This is a genomic window from Streptomyces albireticuli (genome assembly GCF_021228125.1).
Taxonomy (GTDB): Bacteria; Actinomycetota; Actinomycetes; order Streptomycetales; family Streptomycetaceae; genus Streptomyces; species Streptomyces albireticuli.
This window is the reverse complement of the sequence record NZ_JAJQQS010000019.1, coordinates 18,774-34,507: the sequence shown is the minus strand read 5'-3', so window position 1 is coordinate 34,507 and position 15,734 is coordinate 18,774. Positions and strand designations below refer to the sequence as shown.

16 protein-coding genes are annotated in these 15,734 nt (G+C 73.9%); 14 read left to right on the top strand and 2 right to left on the bottom strand.

Going from position 1 to position 15,734, the window contains the following annotated elements; all coding sequences use genetic code 11:
- The first annotated feature begins 467 nt into the window (after positions 1-467).
- Entirely contained in the window at positions 468-1,157 is a 690-nt protein-coding gene (locus tag LUZ64_RS28955; protein WP_095578531.1) for an IclR family transcriptional regulator, read from the top strand.
- 3 nt (positions 1,158-1,160) lie between these two features.
- Here LUZ64_RS28955 and LUZ64_RS28950 read toward each other — a convergent pair whose 3' ends face one another.
- Positions 1,161-2,114 carry a class I SAM-dependent methyltransferase gene (locus LUZ64_RS28950; protein ID WP_232398943.1) on the bottom strand — a complete coding sequence of 318 codons (954 nt, stop codon included), beginning with the start codon at positions 2,112-2,114 and terminating at the stop codon, positions 1,161-1,163.
- Between the two features lie 65 nt (positions 2,115-2,179).
- Positions 2,180-3,451 (bottom strand): aspartate aminotransferase family protein, encoded by a 1,272-nt coding sequence (locus LUZ64_RS28945; RefSeq protein ID WP_095578523.1) that lies wholly within the window; start codon positions 3,449-3,451, stop codon positions 2,180-2,182.
- Positions 3,452-3,735: 284 nt separating this feature from the next.
- Between LUZ64_RS28945 and LUZ64_RS28940 the strand changes: the two genes are divergently transcribed.
- The 13 genes from LUZ64_RS28940 to LUZ64_RS28880 all read left to right on the top strand — a co-directional run bounded on the left by LUZ64_RS28940 (position 3,736) and on the right by LUZ64_RS28880 (position 15,693).
- Positions 3,736-4,779 (top strand): hypothetical protein, encoded by a 1,044-nt coding sequence (locus tag LUZ64_RS28940; RefSeq protein WP_095578522.1) that lies wholly within the window; start codon positions 3,736-3,738, stop codon positions 4,777-4,779.
- Positions 4,776-5,324, top strand: coding sequence for a hypothetical protein (locus LUZ64_RS28935; RefSeq protein ID WP_232398941.1), 549 nt, complete (start codon positions 4,776-4,778; stop codon positions 5,322-5,324). Before LUZ64_RS28940 ends, LUZ64_RS28935 begins: the two co-directional genes overlap by 4 nt.
- Positions 5,314-6,375 carry an ABC transporter ATP-binding protein gene (locus LUZ64_RS28930; protein ID WP_095578521.1) on the top strand — a complete coding sequence of 354 codons (1,062 nt, stop codon included), beginning with the start codon at positions 5,314-5,316 and terminating at the stop codon, positions 6,373-6,375. The genes LUZ64_RS28935 and LUZ64_RS28930 overlap by 11 nt, the downstream gene beginning before the upstream one ends.
- A complete protein-coding gene (locus tag LUZ64_RS28925; protein WP_095578520.1) occupies positions 6,368-7,150 on the top strand; it encodes an ABC transporter permease in 783 nt (260 codons plus the stop codon). The genes LUZ64_RS28930 and LUZ64_RS28925 overlap by 8 nt, the downstream gene beginning before the upstream one ends.
- Before the next feature lie 74 nt (positions 7,151-7,224).
- Positions 7,225-7,878, top strand: coding sequence for an HAD family hydrolase (locus LUZ64_RS28920; protein WP_095578519.1), 654 nt, complete (start codon positions 7,225-7,227; stop codon positions 7,876-7,878).
- A 163-nt stretch (positions 7,879-8,041) separates the two neighbouring features.
- Entirely contained in the window at positions 8,042-9,211 is a 1,170-nt protein-coding gene (locus LUZ64_RS28915) for an acyl-CoA dehydrogenase family protein (RefSeq protein ID WP_095578518.1), read from the top strand.
- Between the two features lie 47 nt (positions 9,212-9,258).
- Complete coding sequence (locus tag LUZ64_RS28910) at positions 9,259-9,705, top strand: type II toxin-antitoxin system RatA family toxin (protein WP_095578517.1); 447 nt, start codon at positions 9,259-9,261, stop codon at positions 9,703-9,705.
- Positions 9,702-10,718 carry an NAD-dependent epimerase/dehydratase family protein gene (locus tag LUZ64_RS28905; protein ID WP_095578516.1) on the top strand — a complete coding sequence of 339 codons (1,017 nt, stop codon included), beginning with the start codon at positions 9,702-9,704 and terminating at the stop codon, positions 10,716-10,718. The genes LUZ64_RS28910 and LUZ64_RS28905 overlap by 4 nt, the downstream gene beginning before the upstream one ends.
- Before the next feature lie 58 nt (positions 10,719-10,776).
- The gene (locus tag LUZ64_RS28900) at positions 10,777-11,844 is read left to right on the top strand and encodes an inositol-3-phosphate synthase (protein ID WP_095578515.1); all 1,068 of its coding nucleotides are present in this window, start codon (positions 10,777-10,779) and stop codon (positions 11,842-11,844) included.
- A gap of 73 nt (positions 11,845-11,917) precedes the next feature.
- A complete protein-coding gene (locus LUZ64_RS28895; RefSeq protein ID WP_095578514.1) occupies positions 11,918-13,108 on the top strand; it encodes a methionine adenosyltransferase in 1,191 nt (396 codons plus the stop codon).
- Positions 13,102-14,106 (top strand): hypothetical protein, encoded by a 1,005-nt coding sequence (locus LUZ64_RS28890; RefSeq protein WP_095578513.1) that lies wholly within the window; start codon positions 13,102-13,104, stop codon positions 14,104-14,106. The genes LUZ64_RS28895 and LUZ64_RS28890 overlap by 7 nt, the downstream gene beginning before the upstream one ends.
- Entirely contained in the window at positions 14,103-14,879 is a 777-nt protein-coding gene (locus LUZ64_RS28885) for an SDR family NAD(P)-dependent oxidoreductase (protein ID WP_170116631.1), read from the top strand. The genes LUZ64_RS28890 and LUZ64_RS28885 overlap by 4 nt, the downstream gene beginning before the upstream one ends.
- Positions 14,880-14,883: 4 nt before the next feature.
- On the top strand, positions 14,884-15,693 hold the full coding sequence (locus LUZ64_RS28880; protein WP_095578511.1) for a histidinol-phosphatase: 810 nt from the start codon (positions 14,884-14,886) through the stop codon (positions 15,691-15,693).
- The last annotated feature ends 41 nt before the right edge of the window (positions 15,694-15,734 follow it).

Sequence of the window (15,734 nt, the reverse complement as noted above, 5' to 3'; positions counted from 1 at the left end):
GAGTCGCTCCGCCGGGCCGAAGACCGCGGTGCCGTGCACGGCCGCTCCCGCACCGGATCAACACCCTGGGCTGACGGTGAGGAATCTTCGGACCGCGTTCCTATTGATCGCTCGCAGAATGACCAGAATCGCTGCGCCGAAATCCATTCATACGATGTCCGCACTGCTACAGTTTGTTTTCTGTACGACCTCCGGCTACCAGGCTCCGGCAGCGCCGGATTCCTGTCTGGTCGTCCGGCCCTGACCACGCTGGTAGTGAACGGGGGATACGGCGCGGACCGAGTGGCCCGCGCCATGCCCGCTCCCGAGGCACGCACGGACCGCAGTGCTCCGTCTCAGCACGTCAACAGGGCGATCCCCGTGGATGCTGACGCCTGTCCGAGGGGCGACGCCGTACGTTCCGCGCCGCTCCTCCCCCGGACTCCTCGGAGGAATGGCCCTTGTCCGTCCAGAAGCGCTCCCGCTCCATGCTCGCGCGCGGCCTGAGCATTCTCCGCTGCTTTCGGCCAGGCGAATCCGAGCTCCCGCTCTCCGAAATAGCCCGCAGGGCCGACATGCCCAAAGCGACCGCTCACCGGATCATCACGGAACTCGTCATGGAAGGCATGCTGGAGCGCGGCGAGAAAGGGCTGAGGCTCGGCATCTCCTTATTCATGATCGGCGCACGAGTTCCCCGGCAGCTCGAACTCCGCTGTCTGGCCTTTCCCTACGCCGAACAACTGCACCACCTCACACGCGGAAGCGCTTTCGTCTTCATTTCCGACGCCCTCGGCCCCGACGCCGCACTGGTCGACGCGGTGCGCCGCGCGTACGGTGCCGGCGCCGAGCAGGAGACCCGGGCCTCGGCCCAGGCCGCCACCAGGGTCTTCCACGCGTTCGGCGCGTGCGCGACCTTCCCCTCCCGGGGTGCGCGGGTGACGGACGAGGAAGCCGCCCAGGCGCAGCACCAGGGGTTCGTGGCCGTCCGTGGCGCGACCGGGGCCGTCGGCATCGCGGCGCCGGTGCTGACGGCGTCGAACACGGCCGTGGGAGCGCTGGCCGTCGCCGGTCCGCAGAGCCGGTTACAGGTGGTCAAGGCCGCCTCGCACCTGCGTTCCGCGTGCGCCGCCGTCTCCCGTGCGCTCCAGAGGACCCCCGAGCCGGCGCTCGTCCGGTGAACCTCAGGAATCCGCCGCCCGGTGGGCACGGCGCGGGCCGGTCGCCGGTGCGGCGGACGCCGCGCCGCGCCCGCTCCGCCGCGCCGTGAACAGGGTGGGCAGCGACCGCCCCGCGAGGTACTCCTCACGGGCCGCCATGAGGGTGTCCCGGATGAGGTCCGTCGATTCGGTCCCGTAGATCCCGGCGACACTGCCGCGGAAGATCCGTACCACCTTGAGCCGCTCGGCGAGCAGTTCCACGGCCCATTCCGTCAGGTCACGCCGCTCCACGTCGGCGAAGCCCGCGTGGGCGAACTGGCGCATGCGGTCGGTGAGGGAGGTGGTGAAGAAGACCTCGGGCGGATGGGTCGCGCGGAACGCGGCGGACGGCTCTTCGTCGCCGGGCCTCAAGCCGACCTCCTCGGTGAGGACCAGCAGGCCGCCGGGGCGCAGCAACCGCCCGGCCTCGCGCAGGACGTCGCCGGGCCGGGGGAAGTGCGGCATCGATCCCGTCACCACCACGACGTCGAGTGCGGCGTCCGCCAGGGGAACGGCCGTGGCGGAGGCGCAGAGCTCCGTCACCGCCTCCCGTCCTTGCGCGCGGCTGATGCGGCGGCTGACCGCGCAGTGCTCGGCGACGAGGTCGACGCCGAACGCACGGCGTACGGTGACCCCGCGCGTAGCGAGCCGGTCCACCGTGTAACGCAGCGCGCCGCCGAAGCCGCTGCCCAGCTCGCACAGGTCCACGGTGGACCGGCCGGGACCGAGCGCGGTGACGACGGCGTCGGCGACCAGGTCGCAGCCCTGCGGTCCGAAGTGGCCCATCTGGTCGAGGCCGAGCAGGCCGGACGGCCCCTCTTCCCCGGTGAACCCGACGATGGACCGCTCGGTGCGCTCCCAGTCGTGCAGCGCGGGGAACAGCTCCCGGTGGTAGCCGTACTGGACGTCGCGCTGACCGTGTGCCCCGGTGCCCGGCACGGCGGTGCTCCCCGGTGCGCGCGGTCCCGCGGTCTCCCCCGGGCCGGGTGGGCCCCAGGCCCGGCTCATGGCGTCGCCGGGGCCGGCGGGCGGAACTCGTCGGGCACCGCGGTACAGACGGTGTCCAGGACGGCGAGCGCCTCCTCGGCCTCCTCGTCCGTGGCGACCAGGGGCGGGAGCAGCCGGAGCGCCTCCGGCCGCCCCAGGCACGGGGAGACCACGAGCCCCTGGCGCCCGAGTTCCGTCAGGACGTCCCCGGCCACGGCGGGGGTGGCGAACTCCAGGCCCCACAGCAGTCCCCGGCCGCGTACCTCCGTGATCAGGGTGGGGTGGCGCCGGGCGAGGTCCGCGAGGCCGGAGGAGAACAGCTCCGCCAGCTTCTCGCCGCGCGGTGCGAGTTCCTCGACCGCCGCGAGCGCGGCGACGCCGGCGGCCGCGCCCAGCGGATGCCCGGAGAAGGTCGTGGTGTGCGCGAACGGGTCGGCGTCCAGCGGCGCGTACAGCTCCGGCGTGGCCACGACGGCCGACACCGGTTGCACACCGCCGCCCAGGGCCTTGCCGAGCAGCACGGCGTCGGGGCGTAGCCCGGCGTCGGTGCTGACCGTCCGGGGGCCGCATCTGCGCAGTCCGGTCTGGATCTCGTCGGCTATCAGGAAGGCGCCGTGCCGGTGGGCGGCGTCCGCGAGGGCCCGCAGGAACCCGGGGTCGAGCGGTCGTACGCCGCCTTCGCCCTGTACGGGTTCGACGAGGACGGCGGCCACGTCGCCGTCCTCGAAGGCGCCGGGTACCGCGGAGGCGTCCGCGGCGATGTGGGTGACGCCGCCGAGCAGCGGTTCGAGCGAGCGGCGGTAGCGCGCGTTCCAGGTCGCCGCGAGGGCGCCGAGCGACTTGCCGTGGTAGGCGCCCTCGACGGCGAGGACCCGGGTGCGGCCGGTGGCGAGGCGTGCCAGTTTGAGCGCCGCCTCGACGGCGTCGCAGCCGTTCAGGCCCAGCCACACCTTCGTCAGCCGGCCCTGGTCGGTCCAGGCCGCCAGGGCACCCGCGAGGTCGGCGGTCGCGCGGTTGCCCAGGACGCGGGTGGACACCGGCATCGTCTCCAGCTCCCGGCGTACCGCGGCGACGACGGCGGGGTGGCGCTGTCCGAGCAGGGTCACCGCGTAGCTGCCGAAGTCGAGGGCGCTGCGGCCGTCGGAGAGCCGCACGCGGGCGCCCTCGCCGCTCATCTCGATCGCGCCGGAGCCGTTCATGCCGTAGACGAGGGCCAGTTGGGACGAGAAGTGCCGGCGCGTGGCGTCGAACACGCTCCGGGCGGTCCCGTGCCTTGCGGTCGCGGCCATGCGGGGCCGTCCTCTCCTCGTCCTCGTCCGGTGGTCCGGTCCCGCGCCCTCCCGGGCCGCGGTTCGTACGAGTCGTCAAGGGGTCCGGTCAACTTGTAGTCCCCCGGCCGCCCTGGGGGGAAGTCGCGTTCCGGCTGCCGGAACGCCCGTTGGTCCCGGGCGGCGGCGCTTGAGAGGCTCGGCCGGCGGCGGCACCGAAGGGGCCCGGAGAGCGTCGCGGCGCGGGCCCCCGGGGAGCGCCCGCCGCACCGTCGCCCTCCGCGTCCGAAAGGTGCACCGACCGCATGGAGACCAGGTCAGTCAGTGCCGGCGCGTTCCCGGATTCCCGCACCCTGGAGGAGCGTCTCGACAGGTTCTTGGAGCAGCGCGGGATCAGCCGGGAAGCGGTGCGCGCGGAGGCCGACCAGGGCGTGGGCGCGCCGGCGCTCGCGGTGGCCGCCGGGTCGGTGCTCGCCGGTTTCGGCAACCACCGCAGCGATCTCGACCTGCTCGTCCTCGTGGAGAACGACAGGCTCACCCGCTTCCCCGTCCAGTCCCACGAACACGGCACGCTGATCGACGTGAACATCCGCCGGGCGAGCGCGGTCCGCGACAGCACGGCCGGGCTGGCCGCCGGGCCCTGGCCCGGGTTCGCCACGGTCACCGAGGGCGCGTGGAACCACCGGCGCCGTGCCCTCAACACCGCGAACCGGCTGGCGCTCGGGCTGCCGTTGACCGCCTCGCCGCCGTGGGACGACTGGCACGCGCGCCTGCGCGGCCCGTGGCTGGCGGAGGCGGTGGAGCAGTGGTGGACGGTGGAGGCGCACCGGCTCGCGCAGGCCGCGCGCTGGCTGCTCGGCGCCAGGCCCCTGGCGGCGGCGGTCCGCGCCCGGGAGGCCGTGGTCGCCGCGCTCAGCGCGCGGGCCGCGGCGGCCGGGGAGCTGTACTTCGCGGCGAAGTGGGTGGGCGAGAAGCTCAAGGCGCTCGGGGACACCGAGGGCCTGGCCCTGCTCCGCGACGCGCTGGCGCCTCCGCTCGCGCCCCGTGAGCACGTCGCGCACCGGCTGGCCGCCGTCGAGCGCCTGATCGGTGACGCGGCGCCCCTGCACGCGGTCCTGCGCTGGTCCACCGGGATCGGGGCGACCGTGCTGGACGACCGTACGGTCGTGGACCGCTGGCAGTTGCGCGCCCTGGAGGTCCCGAGGCGGGACCTGCCGCCCGAGGGCGGCGACGCGGTCGTCTGGTCGGGCCCGGCCGGGACCTCTCCGCCGGACGATCTCCTGCGCCTGTTCGTACACGACATGCTGTGGCTCGGTGTCGCGCCCCCCGACCCGGAGGTGCCGGCATGACGCCCCTCGGCACTCAGGCGGCGGCGGGCGCGGAGGCGCCCCCGGCGGACCTGCGCCGGTTGCTCGCCTTCCGTGCCCACGGCGCGGCCCGTCTGCTGCTCGGCTGCCGGGCCCGCCTGGAGGACGTCGAGGGCGCCGTCGGCGCGGGGCAGACCGAGGTGGCGGTCCTGATGGCCTACGACCTGGTGCAGTTCTCCCTGTCCGTCCGCGGGCTGCGCACCGAGGGCGAACTGGTCTACGGGCGCGACGAGGCCGGCTTCGACCCCTTCGCCGGGGTCCCGGCCGAGGAGGCCGAGGCGGGTCTGCTCCTCGCCGCGGAGGGCCGGGAGGCCGTGGGCGCGCGCGGCGAGGAGTGGCTGGAGCGCCTCCGCGGCCACCTGCGGGACACCGAGGCCCTCCTGGGCTACGGCGAGCCGCTGCCCGACGTGCGGTCCGGGACCGGTCTGATGAAGGGCTTCAAACTGGCCCGCACCTGGCAGCCCCTGCTGCACCGCGTGGGCCTGCCCGACCTGCTCCCGGACGCCTGGACGCGCCGTGCCGACTGATCCGGCGCCGTGTGGGGTGCCGGCGCTGGCCCTGCGCGGAGTCACCAAGCGCTACGGCCGCACGACGGCTCTGGAGGACGTGTCCCTCGGGATCGCGGACGGCGAGATCGTGGGCCTGCTCGGGCACAACGGGGCGGGTAAGACCACGCTGATGTCCCTGGTGGCGGGGCTCCTGCGGCCGGACGCCGGGGAGATCGAGGTACGGGGCGTCTCCCCCGTCCGCGACCCGCGCCGGGCCCGCCGCGAACTGGGCCTGGCGCCGCAGGAACTGGGCGTCTACCCGCCATTGACCGTGCGTCAGAACCTCGCGTTCTTCGCGGAGCTGGCCGGCCTGCGCGGTCGCGACGTCCGGCTGCGTACCGGGGAGGTCGCCGAGCCGCTGGGCCTGACCGCTCTCCTCGACCGCCGGGTCGCCCGGCTCTCCGGAGGCGAACAGCGGCGTGTGCACACCGCGATGGCCCTGCTGCACCGGCCGAGGCTGCTCCTGCTCGACGAGCCCACCGCGGGCGTGGACGTGGAGACCCGGGCCCGGCTCCTCGCGTTCGTCCGGGAGCTGGCCGCCGCGGGGACGGCCGTCTGCTACTCCACGCACTACCTCGCCGAGGTCGAGGCGCTCGACGCGAGCGTGGCCATCCTGGACCACGGTCGTGTGATCGCGCGCGGCACGCTCAGGGAGCTGGTGCGCAGCCACGGGGACAGCGCCGTGGAGCTGGACTTCTCCGGCGCCCCGCCCGCGCTGCGCCTCCCCTGGCCGGTGGCCCACGAGGCGGGTGTGCTGCGCGTCCGCGTCGAGCGGCCCCATTCGGCGGTGCCTCATGTGCTGGCGGCCCTGGGTGAGTCGGCGCGACGGCTGGTCAACCTGCGGGTCGTACAGCCCGGTCTGGAGACCGTGTTCCTGCGCCTGACCGGGCGCCGGTACACGGACGGACCGGACACGGCGGGCCCGGCGCGGGACGGGCGGGCCCCGGAAGCGGACGTGGGGGCCGGGGGCTCCGGCGACGGCCCGGTGCCGACCGGGGAACGGAGCATCGAGGCGGGACGCCATGGGTGACGGTGCGCTGGGCCGGATCGCCGCGCTGGTCCGGCAGGACGGCAGGCTCCTGGTGCGCGATCCCTCGCCGCTGATCGTGCGTACGGTGATGCCGCTGCTCCTCATGAGCTTCATGCAGCCGCTGTTCCGCGCGGCGCTGCGGGCCGACGACGTGCGCGGCGCCACCGGCGCCGAGCAGGGCGTGCCCGGCATGGCGGTGATGTTCCTGTTCTTCCTCGTGAACATCGTGGGCTTCGCGATGTTCCGGGAGCACGGCTGGCACACCTGGGACCGGCTGCGGGCCGGACCCGCGCGGCCGTTCGAGCTGGTGGCCGGACGGCTGGTGGTGCCGCTGGTGGTCGCGGTGGTCCAGCTCGCCGTGGTCTTCGCCGCGGGCGGGCTCCTGTTCGGGCTGCGGGTCACCGGCTCGTACGCGGCCCTGGTCCTGGTGGGCGTGCCGCTCGCGCTGTGCGTGGTCATGGTGGGCATGGCGCTGGTGGCGCTGTGCCGCACGATCGCCCAGCTCAGCGTCTTCGCCAACCTCCTCGCCCTGCTGTTCGCCGGGCTCGGCGGCGCGCTGACCCCGCGGTCCGCGCTGCCGGACTGGGCCCGCCCGCTGGCACCCGGCGTGCCCAGCTACTGGGCGATGCGCGGCTTCTCGGCCGTCATCCTCGACGGCGGCGGGGTGGGCGCGGTCCTGCTCCCGGCCGGGGTGCTGTGCGCCTTCGCCGCGGGCCTCACCGCTGTGACCCTGTTCTTCTTCCGTGCCGAGCACCGCAAGCTCTCCTGGTCCTGAAACGGCCGGGCTCCACCGCGCGCCGTCCGGCGACCCGCCCGGCGGCGACCGTACGACGTCAGAGAGGGACAGCCATGCCCGCCGCCGTGGTCTTCGACTGCTTCGACACGCTCGTCCTGTCCGGGCCGCTGCCGGGCCCCGAGACGTTCACCGCCTGCCTGGCCGACGTACTGGCGCTGGACCGGCGGTGCGCGGGCGAGGTCGTGCACACGGTCTTCACCGCCGTGTTCGCGGCGATGTCGGACCGGTCCGCGCTCCAGCCTCCGACGATGGGTCTGCTGGACGCGGCCCTGCGGGAGCGGAGCGAGCCCCGGGACAAGGCGGACCTGGAGAGGGCGCTGTGGCACGCGCTCGGCTGTGCGGATCCCGGCCGGTACGCGCTGTGCGAGCCGGCGGCGGACGCGATGCGCCGGACCGCCGCCGCCGGGCACACCGTCCGGGTGATGTCCAACTGCTATCTGCCGGGCGATCTGATGCGGCGGCTGATGCGCGAACTGAAGGTGCCCGAGGTGTACGACCGGACGCTGTTCACCGCGGACGGCGGGCCGAAGAAGCCCGACCCCCGCGCCTTCCGGCTGATCGCCGAAGGCGACTTCGAGCGGCGTGTGATGGTCGGCGACTCCGAGGAGATCGATATCGCGCCGGCCGCCGCGCTCGGCTGGGACACCGTGCGCGTGGATCCCTCCGGCCCCGATCTGACGGAGCTCCTCGCCCTGCTGGAGCTGTGAGAGCGGCCGGTCCTCTCCCGGCGCGCGTACCCGGGACGATCCGGTGTTCCGCACAAAGAAACGCTCGCTGATTCGGCCGCCCGATCGGCCTAGGGTCGTCCGGTACCGGTCCCCGCGGGCACCCGTTCCGTCGTCTTCACCGACCGGCCCGGAAGGGAGAGGCATGACCACGGCCGCCATGGACGGAGCCCGGCACCCCGGCGACGACGAGGCCCCGCACCGGGTGCTGCTCGACGCCGGCTGGAGCACGGCCTGGAGGCCCGCGCCCGCCCGCGAGGGCACCACCGGCGCCGAGCGCGTCCGCGAGCTCGCCGCCGGCGGCTACGCGGCGCTGCCGGTCCCCGAGGAGTTCGGCGGCGCGGGCGCGAGCCTCGCCGAAGTGGCCGCCGCACAGCGCGCGTTGGGCACGGCCGACCCGTCCGCCGCCGTCGCCCTGAACATGCACGCCTTCACCGTGGGGCTGATGGCCGACTACTGGCAGCGGCACCGGGACACCAGCTGGATGCTGCTCGAAGGCATCGCCCGCACCGGCGCCCTGGTCGCGTCCGCGTTCGCCGAGCCGGGCGGCAGCCCCAACTTCATGAGCAGCCGCTCCGAGGCCGTACCGACCACCAAGGGATACCGGGTCACGGGGACGAAGTACCCCTGCTCGCTCGCCACGACGGCCACCCTGGTGTGCCTGACGGCCCGCGTCGCCGGGACGGACGAGACGATCCTCGCCCTGTGCCCCCGGTCGTCCCCGGGTCTCACCGTCGAGGGCGAATGGCCCTCGCTCGGCATGACCGGTTCCGACACCGCCCGGCTGGTGCTGCGCGACGTGGAGCTGGACGACCGGCTCGTCTTCCATCGCGGGCCCGCGGACGTCATCGACGACAACGTCGTCTCCGGCATGGTGTGGTTCGCGGTGCTGCTGAGCGCCACTTACCACGGCGTCCTCGGCGCGCTGCTGGACGAGGCGTACCGTCAGGTGACCGGGGCGGGCGCGTACGGGCCGCGGACCGCCCTGCTCGGCCGCGCCACCCGGGAACTGCTGACGCTCGGCGGCGCCTGCCGTCAGCTCGCCGCGGACGTCACGTCGGGCGCGATCGCCGGGCGGGCGGCGCTGGCGGCGGCGGTGGGGCTGCGCGCCTCGCTCAGCGACACCCGCGACCGGGTGCTGGGCGCCGTCACCCCGGTCATCGGCAGCCGCCTCTACGGGCGCGGGCAGCGGGCCGCGCACCTCCTGGTCGACTCACTCGCCGTCCACCACCATCCGCCGTCGCTCCTGACCTGCGACGAGGCGGTCGGCGCCTTCTGCACGGGGCGTGAGATCAGCTTCGACCCGGCCGGCTGAGCCGCAGCCGCCCGGGCCCACCGAGCGCTTTGAGGAGACACACAGCCATGCCCCATGTCGAGGTCAAACTGCCGATCAAGGCCCCGGTGGCCGACGCCTGGGCGGCCGTCACCCGGCTGGAGGACTACGCCGCGTACATGGAGAACGTCGAGTCGGTGACCGTGCTCGGGGAGACGGAGTCCGGCACCCGCACCAGCGAGTGGTCGGTGCTGCTCAAGGGGTCCGTTCTGGAATGGGTGGAGGAGGACGAACTCGACGAGGACAGGCGTGTCATGACCTTCACTCAGGTCTCCGGCGACCTCGACGAGTTCAGGGGGTACTGGCGGGTCGAGGACCGCGGGGACGGCACCTCGGTGGTCGTCTTCTCGGTCGACTTCGAGATCGGCATCCCGCTCCTGGCCGACATGCTCAACCCCGTGGCGACCAAGGCGCTGCGAGAGAACTCCGAGCACATGCTCAGCGCCATCGAGCGGCGGATCACGGCGGTCCCGTGACGGCGCCGGCCCGCATCCTCGTGACCGGCGCCACCGGCGCCGTGGGCAGCGCCGTCGGGCGCGCGCTCGACGCCGCGGGCCACCGGGTGTACGGCGCGAGCCGGCGCGGTGGGGACGGGCCGCGGCAGTACGCCTGGCGGGCCGGTCGGGAGGAGCCGCCGCCCGGGCTGCGCGGCCGGTGGGACGCGGTGATCCACTGTGCGGCCGACACCCGCTGGAACCTGCCCGACGAGGAGGCCGAGGAGGCGAACGTCGCCCCGCTGCGCGCCGTGCTGTCCCTGGCCGGCCCCGGAACCCATCTGGTCCACCTGTCCTCCTCCTATGTCACGGGTCTCAAGGGGGACATCACCTCGCACTCCCCGGACGCGTACCGCAACTCCTACGAGTGGTCCAAGGCCGCGGCCGAGCGCCTGGTGCACGCCGAGCGGGACAGCGCCGACATCGTCCGCTTCCCCATCGTGATGGGGGCCAGGGCGGACGGCGCGCTGGACCGCTACAGCGGTTTCTTCTGGCTGCCCTCCTCACTGTGCTCCGGCGCCGTCCCCGCCCTGGTCGCGGAGCAGAAGGCGCTGCTGGACATGGTCAGCACCGACGACGTGGCCGGCCATGTGACACGGCTGATCGCCGCCGGACCGCCGGCCGGCCGGAGGCTGACGGTCCTGGGGCGCGGTGACCGGGCCCAGCGGGTGGACGAGGCGTTCGACACCATCCTGCGCGCCCTCAACTCCTGGCGCGCCGAGCACGGTGTGCCCCCGCTGGACCGCCTCCCCTATGTGACGCCCCGGCAGTGGAACCGCTTCTACCTGCCGTTCGCCGAGGAACACCTGGACCGGGCGCAGCTCCTCCGGGTCACCGCGTTCCGCGCGTACCAGGGCTATCTGTCGGTGACGGAGCCGTTCGACGTCACCGACCGGGTGGCGGACACCGCGCAGTTGCTGTTCCGCTCGATCCGCCGCTGGGCCGGGACCCACGAGAACCTCGCCCGCCGGGTGCCCCGGCCGTGGAAGCCCTGAGGTGCCGCGCGTGCTCCCCGAGTAGTGGGTGTCCGCCGAGAAGAAGGAGCCATCTGTCATGACAGCGATACGTGTCGCGCTCGCCGGCGCGGGGAACTGCGCGTGGAGCTTCACCCAGTTCGCCGCCCTGGCCCAGGCGGACCCCGACACCCGGCTTCCGGGCCTGATGTGCCACACGGTGGGTGGCTACCGGCTCGCGGACGTACGGGTCGTGGCGGCGTTCGACGTGGACGCGGCGAAGGTCGGGCGGCCCCTGGCCGAGGCGTTCACGGCGCCCGCCATCGCCGCGACGGCCTTCACCGAGCTGGGCGGCGACCGGAACGCCCCGGTCCTGCCGGCGCCCGTCCTCGACGGTCTCACCGGGCCGCTCGGCTCGGTCGTGCAGGCCGCCACCGCCGCGCGCGACGCCACCCCGGAGGACGTGGCCAAGGCCCTCGTCGAGCACGACGTGGACGTCCTGGTCATCGCCCTGCCCACGGGTGCCTCCCGGGCCGTCCGCATGTTCGCGGACGCCGCCCTCGCCGCCGGCGCGGCCGTCGTGAACTGCACACCCGAGGAACTGGCCCGGGACGAGGACGTCAGCCGCAGGTTCGCGGACGCGGGGGTCGTCCTCCTCGGTGACGACCTGCGCAGCCACCTCGGAGCCACCTGCCTGCACACCGCCCTCATCGAGCTGATGCTCAGCCGCGGCCTGGAGCTGACGAGCACTTACCAGCTCAACGTGGGCGGCAACACGGACTTCCTGAACCTGGCGGACGCCGGCCGCTCGGCCTCCAAGTTCACCTCGAAGGCCAACGCGCTGCGGGCGGCGGGCATGACCGACGTCGACGGGGTGGCCGGTCCCACCGGCTTCATCGGGCACCTCGGTGACAGCAAGGTGTGCTTCGCCAACGTCAGGGCGAAGTCCGTGCTGGGTTCCGAGGTGCGGATCGACATCAAACTCACCGTGGAGGACAGCCCGAACGCGGCCGGTGTCATCGCCAACGCCGTACGGGCCGCGAAGACGGCCGCCGACCGCGGCCTGTCCGGCAAGGTGGACGCCCCGTCCCCGCTGCTCTTCAAGAGCCCGCCGCGCGGCCTGCCCGAATCCGAGGCGCGGGCCGCGTTCCTGGGCTTCGCCTCCTGACCCCGCCGCCCACCGGACTCCACCCGTCGAGCGCCGCCCACCGCACCTCGCCCACCGAACGGAGAGACGGCCGATGCTGTCGATACAACGGGACGCCCCCTCGGTCGAGGACCTGCCCTACGAGCTGGTCGAGCGCAAGGGGGTCGGTCACCCGGACACCATGTGCGACGCCATGGCGGAGCGCATGTCCCGCTACTACTCCCTCCACTGCCTGAAAGAGTTCGGTGGTGTCGCCCACCACTGGTTCGACAAGGTGACGCTGTACGGCGGCGGGGCGGACACCGGGTACGGGCGGGGCGAGCTCACCTCCCCGTACCGGGTGAGGGTCTTCGGCAAGGCGGCCTTCCGGGTCGGCGCCACGGAGATCCCGGTGCGGGACCTGATGTTCCACGCCGCCGCGGGCGTGCTGGCGGAGGTCACCACCGGATTCGACGCCGCCCGCCACCTGGTCGTCGAACTGGGCGTGGTGGACCACCAGGGCTCGGGCCGCGGCCGGTCCAGGTACCAGCCCGCCGCCCCGAAGGACCTCGTCCCGCTGCGGTCCGGCGGGCTCGTCTCCAACGACACCAACCTGCTGCACGGCTACGCCCCGCTGTCCCGTCTGGAGAACGCGGTGCTGGGCCTGGAGCGCCACATCAACGGTCCCGCCTTCAAACGGCGGCACACGGACACCGGCTGGGACGTCAAGGTGTTCGGCAGCAGGCGGCGTGACGCCTTCAGCCTGGTCGTCAACATGCCCTTCCTCGCGGGCCACATCGAGTCGATGGACCACTACCTGGCCCGCAAGGCGGTGGTCCGGAAGGAGCTGGAGGAGCTCGTCGGCTCGTTCGGCATCCGGGACTTCCGCATGCTGATGAACGCCACCGACCGCAACGGGCGCCCCTACCTCACCGCCCTCGGCTCCGTCGCGGACACCGGTGACGTGGGCGTCGTCGGCCGTGGCAACCGCGTCAACGGACTCATCACGCCCATGCGCCCGATGAGCATCGAGGCGCCCGCGGGCAAGAACCCGCTGGACCACACCGGCAAGATCTACAACGTCATGGCCACGCGGCTCGCCCGGCAGGTGCACGAGCGGTTCGGCGGACCGGCGCAGGTGCACATCTTCACCTCCAAGGAGGCGCCGCTGGAGCGCCCGGACGAGGTCGTGGTGACGACCCCCGACGCGGCCGAGCCCGACCTGAAAGCCCTGGTGGAGGCCACGGTCGCGGGCTCCGGTGAGCTGACGGTCGAGCTGATCGAGCGGGGGATCACCCTGTGGTGACCGAGGACGGGGCACGGGCCCTCGTCGCCCGGGCGCGCGCCACGGGCCTGCGCGCGGACACCGGTCCCGCGCCGGCGCCCCGGGCCGGCAGCCACGTCGTGGTGCTGGTCAAGCCCGAGGTCATGACCGCCGACCACGCGGCCGACGCCCTGGCGGAGGCGGTCCGGGTGCTGGGCCGGGGGGAGGTGGACGTCCTGCGCGGTGCCGTGGTGCCGGCCGCGGACTTCGCCGGGCGCGGGTACCTGCTCCTGCACTACCCGCGCCTGCACCGGGTCGCCGCGGACGGCTCCCGGGCACTGTGCTCCGGCGCCCGCGAGGAACTCGGGGCGCTCCTGGCCACGTCCGGCACCGGCGGCGCGGTCGGCGCGTACGAGGCGATGACCCGCGAGGCGGGCCTGTCCCCGGCCGCCCTGGACGAGCGCTGCCGGACGGCGGGCATCCGCAAGCTGGGCTCCGGCTCGTACGCCTCGGTGACCGAGCTGAACGGGCGCCCGGCCACGGTCCTCAACGGGTTCCTGCCCTCCCTGGCCGCGGGATACGCCGCCCCCGGCACCCTGGTGGGCCTCCTGGAATGCCACAGCCTCCGCGAGATCGACGAGCTGCGCGGCGGGCTCCTGGGGCCGCTCGACCCCGTCGGCGCACCCCGGGAGTCGCTGCGCGGCGCCCTGGGCGCCCTGGCCCGCGAGCACGGGACCGCCCTCTCCGAGGGCCGCAACGCCGTCCACCTGTCGGCGGGGCACCTGGAGGGGATGTTCCAGGCCTGGCGGTACTTCACCGCCGCCGACGGTGAGGACGTGGGCGGCACCGCCTTCGGCCGGTCACTGGCCGACCGCGGGGTGTCCCCGGCGGAGGTGGCGGCGCTGGCCGCCGACCACAACCTCGCCGAGGACTCCGGGGAGACGGTGTCCCCGCACGGCGCGACCGAGAACCTGCCCCGTGCCGCGGCCCTCGACCGCGTGCTGCGCTGGGCCGCCACCGGAAAGGGGCTGGGGACGTGAACGGACTCGCCGGGCGCACGGCGGTGGTCACCGGCGGCGCCCAGGGGATCGGCGCCGCGGTCGCCGAACGGCTGTGCGCCGAGGGCTGCCGCGTCCTGGTCTACGACAAGAGCGCCGAGCACGGGCGGGCCGCGGTGGACGCCTGGCGGGCGCGGGGCCACGAGGCGCGGCTGGCCGTGGGCGACGTGACGGACGGCGCGGCGGTGGCGGCGGCCTTCGCGGGCCTCCCGGACGGCTGGCCGAGGCCGACGCTGCTGGTCAACCTCGCCGCGGGCTTCGTCTTCAAGGGCCTGGAGGCGACCCCCGAGGAATGGCACGCCGCCCTGGACCCCACCCTCGTCGGCCTCTCCCTGGTCGTCCGGGAGTTCACCGCCGGGCTCCCGGAGCGCGCCGCCGGCGCCGCGATCGTGAACATGGCCTCCATCTCGGCGCACATCGCCCAGAGCGGCTACCTGACGTACAACACCAGCAAGGCCGCCGTGCTGGGCTTCACCCGGTGCGCCGCCGAGGAGCTGGCTCCTCGGGGCATCCGGGTCAACTCGGTGAGTCCCGGGACGGTGTGGAACGCGGGCAACGAGCGGTACCACCGCGAGGTGCTCGGGCTCGACCGGGCGGCGGCCGAGGCCGCCCCGGAACACGGCGGCAAGTTCCTGCTCGGGCGGTTCGCGGACCCGGCCGAGGTCGCGGCGCCGATCGCGTTCCTGCTCTCGTCCGAGGCGAGCTTCATCACCGGCGCCGACCTGCCGGTCGACGGAGGGTACCTGGCGGTATGACATCATGATCGATCTTCATACGCACCACAGCCGCTGCGGGCACGCCACCGGCTCGCTGCGCGACTACGTCACGGCGGCCCTGGACAAGGGCGTCAAGGTCCTGGGGCTCTCCGACCACACGCCGATGTTCGCGGCCGAGGAGGACCACGCGCTGCCACGGGTAGCGATGCCGAAGTCCGAGTTCCCCTCCTACATCGCCGAAGCCCTGGCGCTGAAGGAGGAGTTCGCGCACAGCATCGAGATCCTCGTCTCCACCGAGGCCGACTTCTTCGGCGGCCGCATGGACCCGTACACCGAGGCCCTGAGCCGGTATCCGCTGGACTACGTCATCGGGTCGGTCCACATGTTCGAGGGCCGGGACATCTTCGACGCCAGGCGCTGGGAGACCGTCGCGGACGACGACCTCGCGGCCGTCAAGGGGCGCTACTTCCGGGCGGTGGCCGAGTGCGCCCGGTCCCGGCTCTTCCACGTCATGGGGCACGTGGACGCGCTGAAGGGCAACCACCCGAAGCTGGGGGCCGTCCCCGCACCGGCCGCGGCCGACGAGATGCTGCGCGCGATCCGGGACTCCGGCGCCGTGATGGAGATCAACACCTCGGGCGGCACGAAGATGTGCGGCGGCTGGTACCCCGAGTCGGACCTTCTCGAACGCGCCCACCACTTCCGGGTCCCGATCACCTTCGCCTCCGACGCGCACGTGCCCGAACGCGTCTGCGACCAGTACCCGGAAGTGGTCAAGGTCCTCGGTGACATCGGCTTCCGCACCTGGACGGTCTTCCGCCGCGGCACCGCGCGGACCTGCCCCCTGTTCTGACCCCACCGGAGCACACCGGACCACGCCGTCCGGAGTCTGGA

Bases quoted from the DNA above. Each gene is read 5' to 3' on its own strand.
- LUZ64_RS28955 (WP_095578531.1), top strand. From the start codon at position 468: ATGCTCGCGCGCGGCCTGAGCATTCTCCGCTGCTTTCGGCCAGGCGAA.
- LUZ64_RS28945 (WP_095578523.1), bottom strand. From the start codon at position 3,451: ATGGCCGCGACCGCAAGGCACGGGACCGCCCGGAGCGTGTTCGACGCC.
- LUZ64_RS28940 (WP_095578522.1), top strand. From the start codon at position 3,736: ATGGAGACCAGGTCAGTCAGTGCCGGCGCGTTCCCGGATTCCCGCACC.
- LUZ64_RS28935 (WP_232398941.1), top strand. From the start codon at position 4,776: ATGACGCCCCTCGGCACTCAGGCGGCGGCGGGCGCGGAGGCGCCCCCG.
- LUZ64_RS28925 (WP_095578520.1), top strand. From the start codon at position 6,368: ATGGGTGACGGTGCGCTGGGCCGGATCGCCGCGCTGGTCCGGCAGGAC.
- LUZ64_RS28920 (WP_095578519.1), top strand. From the start codon at position 7,225: ATGCCCGCCGCCGTGGTCTTCGACTGCTTCGACACGCTCGTCCTGTCC.
- LUZ64_RS28915 (WP_095578518.1), top strand. From the start codon at position 8,042: ATGACCACGGCCGCCATGGACGGAGCCCGGCACCCCGGCGACGACGAG.
- LUZ64_RS28910 (WP_095578517.1), top strand. From the start codon at position 9,259: ATGCCCCATGTCGAGGTCAAACTGCCGATCAAGGCCCCGGTGGCCGAC.
- LUZ64_RS28900 (WP_095578515.1), top strand. From the start codon at position 10,777: ATGACAGCGATACGTGTCGCGCTCGCCGGCGCGGGGAACTGCGCGTGG.
- LUZ64_RS28895 (WP_095578514.1), top strand. From the start codon at position 11,918: ATGCTGTCGATACAACGGGACGCCCCCTCGGTCGAGGACCTGCCCTAC.
- LUZ64_RS28880 (WP_095578511.1), top strand. From the start codon at position 14,884: ATGATCGATCTTCATACGCACCACAGCCGCTGCGGGCACGCCACCGGC.